Below are 15,461 nucleotides of genomic sequence, written 5' to 3'. Positions count from 1 at the left end.
GCGGTTCGATCCCGCTTATCTCCACCACATTAGAAACCGCACAGAGGTGCGGTTTTTTTGTTTTTGTTACCCATTGCAGTTTAGGCATTATTGAATTATTGATTAATGTGATAAAATAATGAAAGTGGTTTTATATCATTATTTTTTATATTCTTACTGAACTGGGGAGGCAAGAACATGAGAAAGTTAGTGTTAATGTTAGTAGTTTTAGTGTTTGGCATTATTGTAGGTGGCTGTAGTAATCCAATCGATAATTTAATTGGTGGCGACAAGAACGCCAATGTATTTACCGATCAGGGTTTAGCCAATAAGATTATGGATGACCTGAAGAATAGGCCGGAGTTGAAGGGCCATGATTTGAAAGCAATGGACGATATTTATCTGATGTATCATAAGGAAACCGGCATGACCGGCAGAATTGATGTGCAAAAACCGGGCACAACGAATCAGGTTGTTCGTTATGATTATAAGGACGGAAAATGGTCTGATCCGAAACCTCTCGAATTAATCGGTCCCGGTAAATTAGAAGAAAATCTGGGAGATTTAAACAGTATTGATTTTAATAAAGTGACTGATATCTATAAAGCGGCCGAAGAAAAGGCTAAGAGTATTGAAGGCGGCACAGTAGAAGAAGTTATTTGGTATAATTACCGTGTTAATCGAAGTGTTTTTGAAGCTGACATAAAAATAAACGGCACTAACGAAAAATATATATTACGCTTTGATGCGCAAGGTAATTTTATAAAGGAAATTAAACAGTAAATCATATAAAAGACCCTTCGGGGTCTTTTTTTGTATGACAAAATAATAATATCTTTTATGTTTTACTAAGGAATTTTCTTCATAATTGTATAACTTGTCATGGTTATACATTCGTGGTATGCTTTTACTAATGTTAAATATAATTACATGAGATAGGAGGAAGTACTATGAAAACAATATCCTTTCATGTAACTGATGAAGAATATAGATTAATTCAAGATTATATAAAACAGAATAATCTTGAATTATCTTCATTTATTGTGGGACTTTTATTAGATAAAATAGAAGGAACACTAGAGCTAGATGAAGCTCGTATCTTAAATGCTAAAGAACTAACGAGTAAAGAGGAAAACTTTTCTTCTGAAAAAGTATGGAATATGTTAGAGTTATAAAGTTAGGAAGATTGGACTATGAAAGACTACGTGAATTTTGGCTGGCGTGCCTGTTTTGCCGGCATTGTTTTTGATTTACTCAGTTTATGTGCCGTATTCTTAGTGAGTAAAGGTATTTACGGCTATGTAACGGGTGACAGATTCTACCTCGTTTCCGGTGTCGTATTGTTTGCGGTTATTACTATTGCAGGGCTCTTATGCCGCAATTTATATACTAAAGGACTGACGAAACGTTTTCCCGACACCCATGTATCCAATAGTGCCTTTCTTTTTATTTTGTATGGCGTAGCCTTGACGATAGCCATTGTTTTGGGGATTATAGCCATGCTCATTATGGTTCTTTTGATGCAGGAAATGCAGGCGGGGCAGTTGGCAGACACCTATAACGGTATTAATATTTACGTTCTTTATATGGGGGCTTCGGCAGCCACATATTTTTATTTTCTTCTTTATACAACAGCCAGCGTAGAATACGTATGGCGACGTTTTTTACAAAATAATCTTGCCTTATTGCAAACGGAAGCCGCTAAAGATACGGTGGATGCTACCGATGTGGTAACCGCTATTATTGAAGCCGGTGAATCAGGCTTGGATAACAGTGGTCTTAAAAAATTGGGTGATGTGGATAATTTTAAAGACAAAGTTCAAAGTGCCACCGGTAAGACGGCTTATAATGCTGATTCCGATGTACATGCGACAGATGACGAAGCTATGGAAGTGGAAGGCTCTAAGAGTTCGGTTTAATGCTTTTTTACGACTTACTCCCGGTTTAATTGAACCGGGATTTTTTTAAAATTTTTTAGTCAGTTTAATCATAACTTTTAGTTATTTGGTGATATATGTCACAACTCGATAAAATAGTAATATGATACAAATAGAAGAGACATTACATGTAACGGCATATGAGGTAAGGCTTGTCGATACAGCATCGTTTGTATCAATCAAGGATACAACAATATGAGTTTATTGTTAATCAAATGACTGAGGAGTACACATGAAAACATCCGTTATTTTACATTCTTTATTCAGTGAGTTTTCACGCGACCAATTACATGCCATTATTGATTTGGCTGATAAATATAAGGGAAATTTCCGCATCGTAGCTACCGGTATTCAGATTTATGATATTACCAAAGAAGATAAGGCAGCTATTTTAGAGCAGTTGCCGGAAGGGGTGCAGCAGGTTAAACATGCTGCTGTTAACTCGGTTACGGCTTGCCGCGGGACGGACGGCTGTTCCCATGCCTTTATGCAGACGATTCCGGTAGCTAAATATATTGATGAACATCACTTTGGTGAAGATATGCCGAATAAACTCCGCATCGGTATCAGTGGTTGTCCCCGTTGCTGTGCGGAACCGATGATTAAGGATATCGGCTTATACGGTTTACCGGATGGGTATGTATTGGTGGCCGGCGGTAAAAGCGGTAATCGTCCTAAGGGGGGCGAAGTTTTGGCCAAAAAATTAACACCGGAAGAAGCACAGGATAAAATCGAATTTTTATTGCAATGGTATAAAGACAATGCTATGCCGAAGGAAAAGTTTGATCATATGTTAGCCCGTTTGGGTAATCCTTTTGAAAACGCCGAAGCGATGTCGGAGGCAGATGCTGAGTAAAAATAAACCGACCTTTGAAATAGGCATGATTTATATTATATAACAATAAATTTATAAACTCTTTTAAGATGGAATCATTATTTCACTTAAAAGAGTTTTTCTTTTTATAATACGATTGATGTATAATATGGATATGAAAAATAGCGTTTTAGCTATTAGTTTTTACAAGCATAAAGCCGGCCCTCAAAATTGTTTTTAATAGGTAAACAACTTTTTACAGTCGGTGATTCGAGGACATTATGATATTAGGACCGAATTTTACACGTCGACCGTTAACTTGGCGAGAAAAAATAAGGAATTCGCTCATGACGAATCCGCAACGCTTATTAGCCTTAAGCTTCGCCGTACTCATGTTATTTGGCGGCTATTTGCTCACTTTGCCGTGGGCCACTTTAGACGGTAGCAGGACACCGTTTATAGACGCGCTTTTTGTAGCCGTTTCCTGTGTGTCCGTTACAGGACTTACGACGGTAGACACTTTTCAACATTGGAGCCTCTTTGGGCAGACCATTATGGTTTTACTCATACAAATCGGCGGATTGGGGACCATGACGTTTACCACCTTTATATTTATTGTATTGCGGCGTCGTGTAGGTTTAGAAAATAAACTGCTGCTACAAGAAGATATCGGGCAGGATAATATTTCCGTACAGACCGTGTTAAAACAAATTGCCATTCTTACATTCGGCTTTGAATTCCTGGGCGGCATCGCTTATACGCTGGATTTATATCCCTATTTAGGCTATAGCGCCATCTATTACGGGTTTTACCAAGCTATTTCCACCTTTTGTAATGCCGGTTTCGTGTTTTTTGACAATAACTTACCGTATAAAATGGTGGGTGATTGGGGATTTACCCTTACCACTTGCAGCCTTATCCTTATTGGTGGCTTTGGTTACATGGCGTCCTTCGATATTTGGAATAATCGTAAACGCGGTTTTGCTCAGCTTACCTTGCACACGAAAGTTATGCTTATGGGGGAATTGATTCTTGTTGTGTTGGGGACGTTCAGCATTTTAGGTTTGGAATGGCACCAAACTCTGGCAAATCTACCGTTAGCCACTAAATTTCAAGGTGCTCTATTCCAGGCTATTACACCGCGTACGGCCGGTATTCCGACGTTGAATTACGCAGATTTACATCCCATTACGGTTTTTATTACGGTGGTACTCATGTTTATCGGGGCCGGGCCAAACTCGACCGGTGGCGGTATTAAAATCAGCACCATGGCGGTATTATGGGCTACATCACGATCCTTATTTACGAATACGCGTCGTGTGGAGATATTTGAACGCAGCCTGAGTCAGAGTGTTATTTATAAGGCCGTGGGCATTGTATTCTTTTCATCTGTGCTAGTTGTGTTGGCTACTTTGGTCTTGGCCGGTGTAGAATCATTTCCGTTCTTGGATTTATTATTTGAAGTAACCTCCGCCTTTGCCACGGTAGGCCTTACCATCGGGATTACGCCGGAACTATCAACCGTTAGTAAGCTGACGCTGATTATCGTGATGTATACAGGCCGTATCGGTGTGCTTACTTTGATTGGCGCCTTTTTCTTAAAACGTCGTGCCACGACTACGGCTTACTATCCGGAAGACAATGTATTGTTATAACGAATGATGTGGTTAATTCGTTGTTGGCAGATAGCGGGCGCATTAATTATTAGGTGATTTTTTTACAAACGAAATAATAGAGAAAGCATTAACTATTAAGTGAAAGTATTTTCAAAAAATAGAGGTAGAATAAATGAAGCGTAAAACAATCGGTATTATAGGTCTTGGCCGTTTTGGTGGCACCTTGGCAAAACAGGTATCTGCCTTAGGGCATGAAGTCGTCGGCATTGATATTGAAGAAAGTTTAGTGCAAAAACTGGCTCCTTATTTGACGCATAGTATTGTGGCCGATTTCAGCGATGAAGATACGATTCGGCAGTTGAATTTGCAGGAACTGGATGTAGTTGTTATTGCCATCGGGGACAACTTAAAAGCTAAGTTGCTGTCTGCCATGGTTCTCAAGGAATTGCACGCACCGTACATTGTGGCGAAAGCATCTACGGAGATGGAAAGTAAATTACTGGAGAAGGTGGGGGCCGATTTGATCATTTTCCCGGAAATGGATATGGCCGAACGAGTGGCTCAAATGCTGACTCGTGAAAATATTGTGGATTACTTCCAGTTATCCCAAGATATCGGCCTCGTGGAAATGGGAATTCCACCATTCATGATTGGCCACACCTTAACCGAGTTGGATATTCGTAAGAAATATAATGTAAATATTGTGGCAGTCAAACGGGATAAAAACGTAATTGCGCCGCCAAACCCGAATAATCCGTTACAGGACGATGACATGTTGATTGTTATCGGTCGTAATGAAGATATTACTAAGCTGAGTCAATAATTTTTGGTGTTTGTTTTGCCGGGTATTTGAAGTATATTGGATTTTCTCAAAAATAATCAGAAAATGAGATATGACTAAAGTTAGTAATGCTATCTTTTTGGAGGGGCAATATACTGATTATGCATGCTATGTACACTACTCGTTGACAAAGAGTAACATTAAACATATAATTCAAGTAGAGAAAAAAGGGGCATCCACGGTGTGGAGAGCCCCTTTAGTTGTGTAATAGTGAAAGAGCAAAGTTTTTATGTAGTGGACTCGATAAGAATCAGTTCGGAGCAGGTGGGATTCTTGGTTGATTGTAGGCAGCTAACGAAATTTCCTTAGGTAAATCTTTTAATTATCTTTAATTTTTCACTTTTGTATTTCTGTTTTTTATCTAAGGAGATGATTTTATGGCATCAAATGAGCATCACAATGAGGTTCGTCCGATTATGGATCCAACCAAAAATTATGAGGAAATTAACAGTTATGTTATTTTCTGGGGGCTCTTCTTTGCCGCGTTATTTGCCTTGGCCGTTGGCTATTTATGCTTAAAAATCGGCCAGACCGTTGATGCGTTTGCACCGGTATCCATTTTATCCATGGGGATGGCCGTTTTATTCAAACGTAAAAATGCTTTCCCGGAAACCGTTCACATTCAGGCCATTGCCAGCTCCGGTACTAACGTACTGGCAGGGGTAATGTTCATTTTACCGGCTCTTTTTATTCTTGATATTCATACTGTATCGGTTTTCCAAATGATTGTTCCTATCGTCTTAGGCGGTTTATTGGGGGTATTCCTTTGCGTATTCTTCCGTCAATATTTCTGTGAAGAAATGCATCACGCGTATCCGTTCCCAAGCGGTCGTGCTGCTGCTGAAGTATTGAGCAGTAATGACGGCGGCAAGGCTAAACTCATGGCGCTTAGCGGTTTATTGGGCTTAGGCTACGACTTTGTATTAAACTCCCTTGGTTGGTGGCGCGAAGTTTTCTCCACTACCACATTCCGTTGGGGCCAAGTTTTCCAACAGAACAGCAAAATGCACTTATCCTTAGACAGTGACATTGCTTTATTGGGTTTAGGTTACTTTACCGGGATTCGTTACGGCTCTATTATTGCCGCCGGTTCCTTCTTTGCCTGGTTCGTAATGGTTCCGTTGTTCTTCTTCATCGGTGGCGATCATATCATGATGGTAGGGGGCAAAGAAATCTTACTTGCCGATGCATCCACAGGTGATGTATTTAAGACCTATGTTCGTCACATCGGTATCGGTATGCTTGCCATGGCCGGTGTTATCGGCTTATTGACCATGTCCAATGTGGTAAGCAAAATTATGAAACGCGCTATTGTTGATATGTTCAGCCGCAGCAAAACTACGACAGTTAACGTATTGCGCACACAGATTGATTTACCTTCTTCCGTATTGGGCTTAGGTATTTTATTAACAACGGTTTTATTCTCGATTTTCTTCCATATTTATTATGCTGAAACACTCCTACAAACCGTTTTGGCGTTCTTTATTGTTTTGATTTTATCCTTCTTATTGTCTGTAGTAGGTATCAGTTCCATCGCCTTTACCGGTAATGAACCGGTATCGGGCATGACAATTTTCATGATTTTAATCAGTGCCGTTATTATGACCAGCGTTGGTATGGGCGGTACTACCGGTATCATCGCTATCTTAATGATGGCTGCCTTCTTGGCCACAACCATCGGTGTAGCGGGTAACTTCATGTCCGAGTTGAAAGTAGCGCACTTAACCGGTGCTACACCTGCCAAAATGCAGTTATGGCAATTAGTAGGCGTTGTCATCGCCGGTATCGTATGTGTAGGCGTTTTAATCTTGCTTAATAATGCATACGGTTTCGTAGGCGACGGTGCTTTAAATGCGCCACAAGCTAATGCTATGGCCGCAATTGTTGAACCGTTGATGACCGGCGGCAGTGCTCAATGGGAATTATATATTCTCGGTGCTATTTTTGCCGTATTGCTCTGGATGATTGGTGTTCCGCCATTGGCCTTTGCCCTTGGTGCCTACTTACCAATGGAAATCAATACGCCAATCTTAGTGGGCGGTTTCATTTCTTACTTGGTTAAACGCAGCAGCAAAGACGAAGCTGAAAGCGAAGCTCGCGTAGCTGAAGGCGGTACTGTAGCATCCGGTTTCGTAGCCGGCGGTGCTATCGGCTCCTTGATCAGTGCGGTGCTTAAAATTGCCGGTGTTGATTGGTTCTTGGATGCTTGGGAAAAAACACCGGAAGCAACCTACCTTGGCATCGTGATTTACCTTGCCTTGTGCGTAATGATTTATAAAATTGCCACTCGTAAACGCGCGGCCAACTAATTGGTATGGAACTAGCGGGCGATGCTGCATCGTCAACGAGGTGCAAATTAATTGTCGCCGAAGTGATGAGTCATCGTAAACGAGCAGCTAATTAATTGCTGCCGATGTGAGCGATGATGAGTCTTTTTGTAAAATAACCGGCAATTTATAAGTTAATTTAAAAAGTTTTACATAAGGGCTTTTAAAGGTCAATGATCTTTAAAGGCCCTTTGATTTTTTGACTAAACAGTAAATAAGCGAGTTTTTACGAAATCTGTATGAAATATTTGCTTGACATTTTGACGTTTTATGATAACATTATAGCTGTGATTAGCACTCGATGTTAATGAGTGCTAACAATGAGGTGTGAATATGGATGAACGTAAACAACGCATCTTACACGCTATCATACAAGACTACATAAAGTCGGCTGAACCGGTTGGTTCGAGGACTCTGGCGAAGAATTATAATTTGGGCGTCAGCCCGGCCACGGTCCGCAACGAAATGGCCGATTTGGAAGATCTTGGCTTTTTGGAACAGCCTCACACATCAGCGGGGCGTATCCCATCAGCTAAGGGCTACCGATTCTATGTAGACGCGATGTTGCATTCGAACAGCACAGAGCGCGAAGATGCAGAAAAAATCAATAAAATATGGCAAGAGAAACCAGCTAACTTTGAAGATTTCTTCTTAAATGTAGCCAAACTGATTTCGCAAATCAGCCATAACATGAGTTTATTTTTGGCACCGGCCCATGATACGTCGGTCTTAAAATTCATTCATGTATTGCCGATTGGTGAGAACCGAGCCATCATGGTTGTTGTAACCGACCAGGGCGCTTTGGATAACGAACCGATGTATTTTAAAGAGGCCGTCAGCGATGATGTGTTAGCTTCTTTGGCGATTCGTTTTACCAATGTCCTTAAAGATGTTCGCTTGTCGAGCATGACCATGCAGAACTTGGAAGCGACAGTTCAACTTATTGAGGGGCTGCGAGCGGTACTTCTTATTTTGGCAGAAACTTTATATCGAGCGATTGCCAAACGTAAGCTGTTCTATTCGGTCGGTACTACCGAACTTTTGGAACAACCGGAATTTAAAGACATTAAGAAAGTACAGCCGATTCTGTCGATGTTGGAAGAACAAGATCAACTGAATCAGCTCTTGGCGACGTCAAAGAAGAACGGTATCGGTATTACCATCGGTTCTGAAAACAAGGCGGAACCGCTTAAAGACTTAAGCGTTATCCAAGCTGATTTCGGCAATAATGATGAACGAATCGGTACATTGGCTATATTAGGACCTACTCGTATGGAGTATGGCCGAATCATTGGTATTTTATCGTATATGCAAGATTTTATGCGTGCATTAGCGGAAAATAAAAATAGAAAGTAATGAGGTGATACTCACGATGGGAGCAGACGAGATGAAACAGACTGAAGACTTTACACAGGAAACAGTAACTGATGAAATGAACGTTGCCGGCGAACCTGACGTGACGGTAGAAAGCGCTGAAGACGTAGCTGCTACTGAAGCAAAAGCAGCAGGTGAGACAGTAACGGCCGAAGTGGATGCAGTAAAAGAAGCATTGGCGGAAGCGGAAAAAAGATTTGTTCGTTTGCAAGCCGACTTTGATAATTTCAAGCGACGCACGTTGCAGGAAAAAGATCAATTAGCAGGTTTTGTAAAAGCGGATGTAATGAAAGATTTATTCTCCGTGTTGGATAATTTTGAACGAGCTTTACAGGCACCGACTAATGCCGAAACAAAAGCATTCCTCGACGGTTTTGTAATGATTCATCAAAACTTGATGGCTATGCTTAGCAAACATGGCTTAGCGGTCATTGATGCTGTAGGCAAACCGTTCGATCCGAATTATCATCAAGCAATCATGCGTGTGCCGTCTGATGAATATGAAGACGACACAGTTTGCGAAGTATTGCAAACCGGTTATACCGTAGATGGTAAAACGGTGCGTCCAGCCATGGTTAAAGTAGTACATAATGATTAATTTCGCCTAAGACGTGCGACATTGGATGCACTCCAAGTGAGTGATTCAGGTCGCAGCTTACATTTGAAATTAACATGACAATAGATGGCATAAGATAAAAATAGGAGGTCATTTAAAATGGCAAAAGTAATTGGTATTGACTTAGGTACAACAAACTCTGTAGTCGCTGTAATGGAAGGCGGCGAACCGGTCGTTGTTACAAATCAGGAAGGTTCCCGTTTAACACCTTCCGTAGTAGGTTTTGCAAAAAATGGTGAACGTTTGGTAGGTCAGTTGGCTAAACGTCAGGCTGTATCCAATCCAGAAAAAACGATTTCTTCCATTAAACGTCACATGGGTAGTGACTACAAAGTAAAAATTGACGACAAACAGTACACGCCGCAAGAAATTTCTGCTATGATTCTTCAGAAATTGAAAGCCGATGCAGAAGCATATCTTGGTGAAACAGTAACTCAGGCCGTAATTACGGTACCTGCTTACTTCACCGACAGCCAACGTCAGGCTACTAAAGATGCCGGTGCTATCGCGGGTCTTGACGTTCTTCGTATCATCAACGAACCAACAGCAGCTGCTTTGGCTTACGGTGTAGATAAAGACGAAGAAGGTAAAGTTCTCGTATTCGACCTTGGCGGTGGTACCTTCGACGTATCCATCCTTGAACTCGGTGACGGCGTATTCGAAGTAAAAGCTACCAGCGGTAACAACCACTTGGGTGGCGATGACTTCGACCAACGCATCATGGACTGGATGATTGCAGAATTCAAAAAAGACACCGGTATCGACTTATCTCAGGACAAAATGGCTGACCAACGCTTAAAAGAAGCGGCTGAAAAAGCTAAAATCGAATTGTCCGGCGTTATGAGCACGAACATCAACTTACCATTTATTACAGCTGATGCTACCGGCCCTAAACACTTGGACTTGACTTTGACTCGTGCCAAATTCGAAGAATTAACTCACGACTTAGTAGAAGCTACTATCGAACCTACTCGTAAAGCGTTGGCTGACTCCGGCCTCAGCGTAGGCGAAATCGATAAAATCTTACTCGTTGGCGGTTCTTCCCGTATTCCGGCTGTTCAAGAAGCTATCAAACGCGTTCTTGGCAAAGAACCTACCAAAAACGTTAACCCTGACGAATGTGTAGCCGTTGGTGCTGCTATCCAGGGCGGTGTACTTGTTGGTGAAGTTAAAGACGTATTACTTCTCGACGTAACTCCATTGTCCCTCGGTATCGAAACTTTGGGTGGTGTTTTCACACGCATTATCGATCGTAACACTACGATTCCTACATCTAAGAGCCAGGTATTCTCCACAGCGGCTGATAACCAACCGGCAGTAGATATTCACGTATTACAAGGTGAACGTGACTTCGCGGCTGATAACAAAACGCTTGGTCGTTTTGAATTGACCGGTATTCCGGCAGCTCCACGTGGGGTACCTAAAATCGAAGTTACATTCAACATCGATGCCAACGGTATCGTTAACGTAAAAGCTAAAGATATGGGCACCGGCAAAGAACAGGCTATTACCATTACTTCTTCCGGCGGTTTACAACAGGACGAAATCGACCGCATGGTTAAAGAAGCGGAAGCACATGCAGCTGAAGATAAAGCTAAAAAAGAAGAAATTGAAGTTAAAAACAACGCCGATTCCTTAGTATACCAAGCTGAAAAAGCTGTTAAAGACTTTGAAGGTAAAGCCGATGCAGCAACACTTGAACAAGTTACTAAAGCTAAAGATGCTTTGAAAGCCGCTATCGAATCCGGTAATGTAGAAGACATCAAAGCTAAGAGCGAAGAATTGACTAAACCATTGTACGAATTGTCCACTAAGATGTATGAACAAGCTCAGGCTGCTCAGCAGACTGCCGGCGATGCTCAGGGCGCTCAAGGTGCTCAAGGCGGCGCACAGCAGAATGACGATGTAGTTGATGCTGAATACACTGAAGTAAAAGACGATAAAAAAGACTAAGAGGACGGTAAGTAACTGATGGCGAAGGATTATTATGACGTCTTAGGGGTCGATAAAAATGCCTCGCAAGACGAAATAAAAAAAGCGTTTAGAAAAAAAGCGCGCCAATACCATCCTGACGTAAACCGCGACAATCCGAAAGAGGCAGAAGAAAAGTTTAAAGAAGCTAACGAAGCCTACGAAGTATTGTCTGATGAAACCAAACGTGCCCAATATGACCAATACGGTCACGACGCCTTTACCCAAGGTGGCGGCGCCGGGGCCGGTGGTTTCGGCGGCTTTGGCGGTCAAGGCGGTTTTGGTGGGTTTGGCGGCCAGGCCGGCGGCTTTGGAGATATCTTTGATATGTTCTTTGGCGGTGGCGGTCAACAGAATAACGGTCCGCAAAAAGGTGACGATCTTCGTCATGATGTGGAAATCAGTTTTGAAGATGCCGCTTTCGGTCGTAAAATGACCATTGACGTACAACGTCATGAAGAATGTAATCATTGTCACGGCACCGGCGGTGAACCGGGCAGCAAGGTAGAAACTTGTCCGCGTTGTCACGGCAGCGGTCAGGAAACAGTGGTACAAAATACACCATTTGGTCAAATGCGTTCCGCGCGTACCTGTTCCGTATGTCACGGTTCCGGTAAAAAGATTGAAAAACCTTGTAAAGTTTGTCACGGCAGTGGTGAAACCGTGGGCCGTAAGAAGATTGAAATCAAAATTCCGGCCGGCGTTGACAGCGGTTCCCGCTTGCGCGTAGCTAACGAAGGGGAACCGGGCATTAAGGGCGGTCCTAAAGGCGACTTGTACGTATACATTTACGTACGACCAAGTCGTGAGTTCGAACGTCAAGGCAACGAAGTAGTAAGTGAAGCTAAAATTTCCTTTGCGCAAGCTGCTATCGGTGCGACAATTATGGTTAACACCTTGGACGGTAAAGTGGAACTCAAGATTCCTGAAGGCACTCAGACCGGTACTATCTTCCGCTTAAAAGGCAAGGGGATTCCGTACTTACGTAACCCAAGCCAGCGCGGTGACCAACATGTTCGCGTAACCGTTGTAACACCTAAGAAGTTAAATCAGAAACAGCGTGAACTCTTGGTACAATTTGCCAAAGAAGGCAAAGAAGATGTAACCGTGTTAAAAGAGAGCAAGAGCATTTTGGAAAAAATCGGTGATAAATTCAAAGATGCCTTATGCGGTGATTGAAAAGCTCGCCTGAACTTTTTGTTCGGGACCGGAGGTATATAATGAAATGGATAGAAATATCCGTTGCCATCGAAAGAGTAGTCATTGAAGAGGTGACTACTCTTTTTGATACATTCAGCAGCAACGGTTTTATTGAAGAAGACGTACCTGATGAACCTGCCTGGGTGCAGTTAACTCTGTATGGTGATGCTGAAAAAACACCAAAAGAGTGGGAAGACTTAATTGGTCATGCGCTTAAGACGGCACAGTTCAACTATAAGCATCTCTATGCGAAAGAAGTAACCGACAATGATTGGTACAATAATTGGCAGCAATATATTGAGCCGACGGAGATTTTGCCGAATGTAGTGATTCGTCCGGCGTGGAAAGAGTATACTCCAAAAGGGGATGAAACGGTACTCACCATTGACTCCGATTTATCCTTTGGTACAGGGGCGCACGAAACAACCAAGGCTTGTGCGGAACTCATGGCCAAATACGGTCAAAATAAGGAAACCTGTCTTGATATCGGCACCGGCACGGGTATATTACTTTTAGTAGCTCATACGCTGGGTATTCCTCATTTAATCGGCATTGATATTGATGAAAATGCGGCTGAACAGGCTAAGCTTAATTGTGAAACGAATAAGATAAAGTCCAAGATAATCTGCGGCGATTTGGCAAAGGATTTTGACGGTAAAGCAGATTTAATCATGGCCAACCTTACGGTAGACCCACTAAAGATTTTATTGCCCACTATAAGCACTAAATTAGCCTCAGACGGTGTTTTAATCATCAGTGGTCTCATAGATGACCGGTACGATGAAATCATGCCGTATATCAAAGAACATTGGCAAATTGTGGAAGAACTGGTTAAAGGGTCATGGCACACGTTGGCTTTGAAGCAGTCATAATAAAATAGCAGTAAACATAAAGAGTAATTTTCCATAAATATTACGTACTTCAATGACGAGTACATCCGGAAAATTACTCTTTTTATGATATAATAATACATAGAATTATTTAGATGATGCTTGAATTGTCTGTCGTCCTGATATATTATGATTAGGTTGATTATGATATTTTAACTTGAAATTCACTCTAATAATTTTTGTAATCGACTTTAAACTAAATCAATTAGTGCGATAAATTAGCGTATATATTACCAATGAAAGGCACAGCTTATGAAGAAAATTTTTATCGATGCGCCCTTAGACACGCTGATAACCATACCAAAAGACACAACACATCACTTAATAACGGTTTTTCGTCATAAAATGGAAAAGCCCGTTATGATTGGCGGCAGTGACGGTAAGACGGCTGTGTATAAATTATTGGAAGTTGTTGATGGGGAAGCCAAAGCTGAACTCATCGGCGATATTCAAGACGATTTAGCCGGCGAAGTTGAAGTGGTGCTCGTACAAGGCTTTTTAAAAGCCGATAAATTGGAATGGGTTTTGCAAAAAACAACCGAGCTCAACGTTCATACAGTCTATGCTGTGCCCATGCGAAATTGTGTAGTACAATATAAAATGGACAAATTGCCACAAAAAGTACAACGCTGGGAGAAAATTATGAAGGAAGCATCCCAACAATGTGGTCGGTTTAAGCTGCCTGAATTTGTAGCTGACCTTTCTTTGGCGGATGTCATAGCTAAGGAACAAGCGGCCGGTAGTTTGCTGTTGGTAGCTTATGAAAACGAGCATAGTTTGACTTTAAAAACAGCCTTGAATGAGGAAGAGTCCCAAAAGCCAATTCAACGTGTCGTTATTTTTATCGGCCCGGAAGGCGGCTTAAGCAATGATGAAATGACGCAGTTCGAGTCAGCCAGTGCCCGTGTGGTAACGTTGGGAGATACTATTTTACGTGCCGAAACGGCTGCCGTAGGCGCTGTAAGCATGTTGCAATATGCACTAAATATGGACTAAATAGATTCTAAATTGGGACTGAATATAATCCGGATTGGGCCTGAAGATGTTCAAAGTGCGGACTAATATATTTTAATTTTACTAGAGAGGTTCTAAGTATGGACTTTTTTAGCATAATAGATAGGAGAATGAGCAAAAAGATATGAAAACAGTAGCATTCACTACCTTAGGTTGCCGTGTTAATCAGTATGATACGGACGCCATGCGTGGTTTATTTATACAAGGTGGCTACACACCGGTAGATTTTGATGAAAAAGCAGACATTTATGTCATTAATACTTGTTCCGTTACGAACATGGGGGAACGTAAATCCCGTCAGTTGATTCGTAAGGCTAAACGCACCAATGAAGACGCGTATATCATCGTAACCGGTTGTTATGCCCAGCTCGCGCCGGAAGCTATTGCCGCCATTGACGGCGTAAATCTCGTTATAGGTACGAATAATCGTCATCGCGTAGTTGAGCTCGTGGAACAGCTGGAATCAACGGAAAAACAGATCAGCATCGTTCGCAATATCATGGAGCAGGCTACCTTTGAAGAAATGCCACTGTACGGTAATGAAATCGATAAGGCCCGCGCTTTCATGAAAATCCAGGAAGGTTGCAACAACTACTGTACATTCTGCATCATTCCGTATACCCGCGGTAAATTAAAATCCCGTCGCGTCGAAGATATTGTAAAAGAAGCGAAACGCTTGGTAGAACATGGTTACCATGAAATCGTGTTGACCGGGATTCACCTCGGCAATTACGGTATCGAGCTTCCTGAAAAGCCTAATTTGGCCAGCGTTGTAAAAGCATTATTGGAAATTCCGGGCTTAGATCGAATCCGTTTAGGCTCCATTGAATCGGTGGAAGTATCGGAAGAATTAGTAGATTTAACTTGCCAAAAAATCAAACT

General features: G+C 41.9%; 14 protein-coding genes. All 14 read left to right on the top strand.

Annotated elements, in window-relative coordinates; genetic code table 11:
• Window positions 1-177 precede the first annotated feature (177 nt).
• Complete coding sequence (locus tag E7204_RS02755; protein ID WP_295181328.1) at window positions 178-762, top strand: hypothetical protein; 585 nt, start codon at window positions 178-180, stop codon at window positions 760-762.
• 167 nt (window positions 763-929) lie between these two features.
• On the top strand, window positions 930-1,154 hold the full coding sequence (locus E7204_RS02750; RefSeq protein ID WP_295181326.1) for a DUF6290 family protein: 225 nt from the start codon (window positions 930-932) through the stop codon (window positions 1,152-1,154).
• Between the two features lie 18 nt (window positions 1,155-1,172).
• Entirely contained in the window at window positions 1,173-1,898 is a 726-nt protein-coding gene (locus tag E7204_RS02745) for a hypothetical protein (protein ID WP_295181324.1), read from the top strand.
• Between the two features lie 250 nt (window positions 1,899-2,148).
• Window positions 2,149-2,772 carry a nitrite reductase gene (locus tag E7204_RS02740; RefSeq protein WP_295181323.1) on the top strand — a complete coding sequence of 208 codons (624 nt, stop codon included), beginning with the start codon at window positions 2,149-2,151 and terminating at the stop codon, window positions 2,770-2,772.
• Window positions 2,773-3,077: 305 nt separating this feature from the next.
• The gene (locus E7204_RS02735; protein ID WP_295181321.1) at window positions 3,078-4,385 is read left to right on the top strand and encodes a potassium transporter TrkG; all 1,308 of its coding nucleotides are present in this window, start codon (window positions 3,078-3,080) and stop codon (window positions 4,383-4,385) included.
• Between the two features lie 133 nt (window positions 4,386-4,518).
• Complete coding sequence (locus E7204_RS02730; RefSeq protein WP_295181319.1) at window positions 4,519-5,169, top strand: TrkA family potassium uptake protein; 651 nt, start codon at window positions 4,519-4,521, stop codon at window positions 5,167-5,169.
• Window positions 5,170-5,564: 395 nt separating this feature from the next.
• A complete protein-coding gene (locus tag E7204_RS02725) occupies window positions 5,565-7,496 on the top strand; it encodes an oligopeptide transporter, OPT family (protein WP_295181316.1) in 1,932 nt (643 codons plus the stop codon).
• Between the two features lie 351 nt (window positions 7,497-7,847).
• Window positions 7,848-8,870: a heat-inducible transcriptional repressor HrcA gene (hrcA, locus tag E7204_RS02720; protein WP_295181314.1), complete on the top strand. Its 1,023-nt coding sequence runs from the start codon at window positions 7,848-7,850 to the stop codon at window positions 8,868-8,870.
• A 31-nt stretch (window positions 8,871-8,901) separates the two neighbouring features.
• A complete protein-coding gene (gene grpE, locus E7204_RS02715; protein WP_295181312.1) occupies window positions 8,902-9,486 on the top strand; it encodes a nucleotide exchange factor GrpE in 585 nt (194 codons plus the stop codon).
• 117 nt (window positions 9,487-9,603) lie between these two features.
• A complete protein-coding gene (dnaK, locus tag E7204_RS02710; RefSeq protein WP_021842078.1) occupies window positions 9,604-11,457 on the top strand; it encodes a molecular chaperone DnaK in 1,854 nt (617 codons plus the stop codon).
• Window positions 11,458-11,475: 18 nt separating this feature from the next.
• Complete coding sequence (gene dnaJ, locus E7204_RS02705) at window positions 11,476-12,654, top strand: molecular chaperone DnaJ (protein WP_021842079.1); 1,179 nt, start codon at window positions 11,476-11,478, stop codon at window positions 12,652-12,654.
• A 41-nt stretch (window positions 12,655-12,695) separates the two neighbouring features.
• Window positions 12,696-13,547: a 50S ribosomal protein L11 methyltransferase gene (locus tag E7204_RS02700; RefSeq protein WP_295181309.1), complete on the top strand. Its 852-nt coding sequence runs from the start codon at window positions 12,696-12,698 to the stop codon at window positions 13,545-13,547.
• Between the two features lie 270 nt (window positions 13,548-13,817).
• Entirely contained in the window at window positions 13,818-14,561 is a 744-nt protein-coding gene (locus E7204_RS02695) for an RsmE family RNA methyltransferase (RefSeq protein ID WP_295181307.1), read from the top strand.
• Between the two features lie 142 nt (window positions 14,562-14,703).
• A partial coding sequence (locus tag E7204_RS02690; RefSeq protein WP_295181305.1) for a MiaB/RimO family radical SAM methylthiotransferase occupies window positions 14,704-15,461 on the top strand: 758 nt, incomplete at its 3' end.

The organism is Veillonella sp. (assembly GCF_015058545.1).
Lineage (GTDB): Bacteria > Bacillota > Negativicutes > Veillonellales > Veillonellaceae > Veillonella_A.
Note: the sequence above shows the minus strand (reverse complement) of the source record. Positions and strands in the feature narration are given on the sequence as shown.

Bases quoted from the DNA above. Each gene is read 5' to 3' on its own strand.
- E7204_RS02700 (WP_295181309.1), top strand. From the start codon at position 12,696: ATGAAATGGATAGAAATATCCGTTGCCATCGAAAGAGTAGTCATTGAA.
- E7204_RS02735 (WP_295181321.1), top strand. From the start codon at position 3,078: ATGACGAATCCGCAACGCTTATTAGCCTTAAGCTTCGCCGTACTCATG.
- E7204_RS02755 (WP_295181328.1), top strand. From the start codon at position 178: ATGAGAAAGTTAGTGTTAATGTTAGTAGTTTTAGTGTTTGGCATTATT.
- E7204_RS02695 (WP_295181307.1), top strand. From the start codon at position 13,818: ATGAAGAAAATTTTTATCGATGCGCCCTTAGACACGCTGATAACCATA.
- hrcA (WP_295181314.1), top strand. From the start codon at position 7,848: ATGGATGAACGTAAACAACGCATCTTACACGCTATCATACAAGACTAC.
- grpE (WP_295181312.1), top strand. From the start codon at position 8,902: ATGAAACAGACTGAAGACTTTACACAGGAAACAGTAACTGATGAAATG.
- dnaJ (WP_021842079.1), top strand. From the start codon at position 11,476: ATGGCGAAGGATTATTATGACGTCTTAGGGGTCGATAAAAATGCCTCG.
- E7204_RS02745 (WP_295181324.1), top strand. From the start codon at position 1,173: ATGAAAGACTACGTGAATTTTGGCTGGCGTGCCTGTTTTGCCGGCATT.
- E7204_RS02725 (WP_295181316.1), top strand. From the start codon at position 5,565: ATGGCATCAAATGAGCATCACAATGAGGTTCGTCCGATTATGGATCCA.
- E7204_RS02740 (WP_295181323.1), top strand. From the start codon at position 2,149: ATGAAAACATCCGTTATTTTACATTCTTTATTCAGTGAGTTTTCACGC.
- E7204_RS02750 (WP_295181326.1), top strand. From the start codon at position 930: ATGAAAACAATATCCTTTCATGTAACTGATGAAGAATATAGATTAATT.
- dnaK (WP_021842078.1), top strand. From the start codon at position 9,604: ATGGCAAAAGTAATTGGTATTGACTTAGGTACAACAAACTCTGTAGTC.
- E7204_RS02730 (WP_295181319.1), top strand. From the start codon at position 4,519: ATGAAGCGTAAAACAATCGGTATTATAGGTCTTGGCCGTTTTGGTGGC.